The following is a 934-nucleotide window of genomic DNA, read 5'->3' on the forward strand; positions in this document are numbered from 1 at the left end:
CATTCGCGCGGGCCTGCCGCGTGACGGTCAACACGCTGGTGCAGGCGGCGTGGTCGCTGGTGCTGCAGCGCTCGACGGGTCAGCGTTCGGTGGTGTTCGGTGCCACGGTAGCGGGCCGTCCCGACGATCTGCCAGGCGCCTCGCGCCTGCTGGGCCTCTTCATCAACACGGTGCCGGTGATGAGCGCGCCGCGCGAGGGTGCACGGCTGGGCGAGTGGCTGCATGCGCTTCAAGCCCAAAGCGTGACTTCACAGGAACACGCGCACACGCCGCTGTACGAAATCCAGCGCTGGTCGGGCGCGGGTGCGCAAGGACTGTTCGACACGCTGCTGGTGTTCGAGAACTACCCGGTGGACGAAGCGCTCAAGGAGAGCGCGCCAGGCGGCCTGACGTTCGGCGCACTGACGTTCCGCGAAGAAACGAACTACGCGCTGACGCTGGGCGTGACGCTGGGCGAGCGGCTGCTGGTATCGGCGAGCCACGCGTGCGCACAGTTCGATGCGGGCACAGTGGAGCGCCTGCTGGCGCAACTCGAACGGGCGCTGACGCAATTCGCGGGACTGGGTGCCTCGGCACGCCTCGGCGAGGTCTCACTGCTCGATGCGCAGGAGCACGAAGCATTGCTCGCGCTGGGCAGCAGCGACTTCAGCCCTGCCCTGACGATGCCCGTACACACGCAGATCCAGGCGCGGGCACAGTCGACGCCGCAGGCCACGGCGCTCGTACTGGACGACATCTCACTGAGCTACGGCGAGCTGGAGGCGAGGGCGAACCGCCTCGCGCACCGTCTGATCGCACTGGGCGTAAAGCCCGAAGTGCGGGTAGGGATCGCAGTGGAGCGCTCGCTCGACATGGTGATCGGACTGCTCGCAATCCTCAAGGCCGGTGGCGCATACGTGCCGCTCGATCCGGAATATCCGCGCGAGCGCCTCGC

General features: G+C 67.9%; 1 protein-coding gene. It reads left to right on the forward strand.

The genetic code is table 11. The features are described 5' to 3' along the window. The coding region (locus tag U5775_RS38860) for a condensation domain-containing protein (protein ID WP_322063425.1) at positions 1 to 934 on the forward strand (934 nt) is incomplete at both ends.

Origin of the sequence: Paraburkholderia sp. J63, from assembly GCF_905220245.1 — a bacterium.
Classification (GTDB): domain Bacteria; phylum Pseudomonadota; class Gammaproteobacteria; order Burkholderiales; family Burkholderiaceae; genus Paraburkholderia.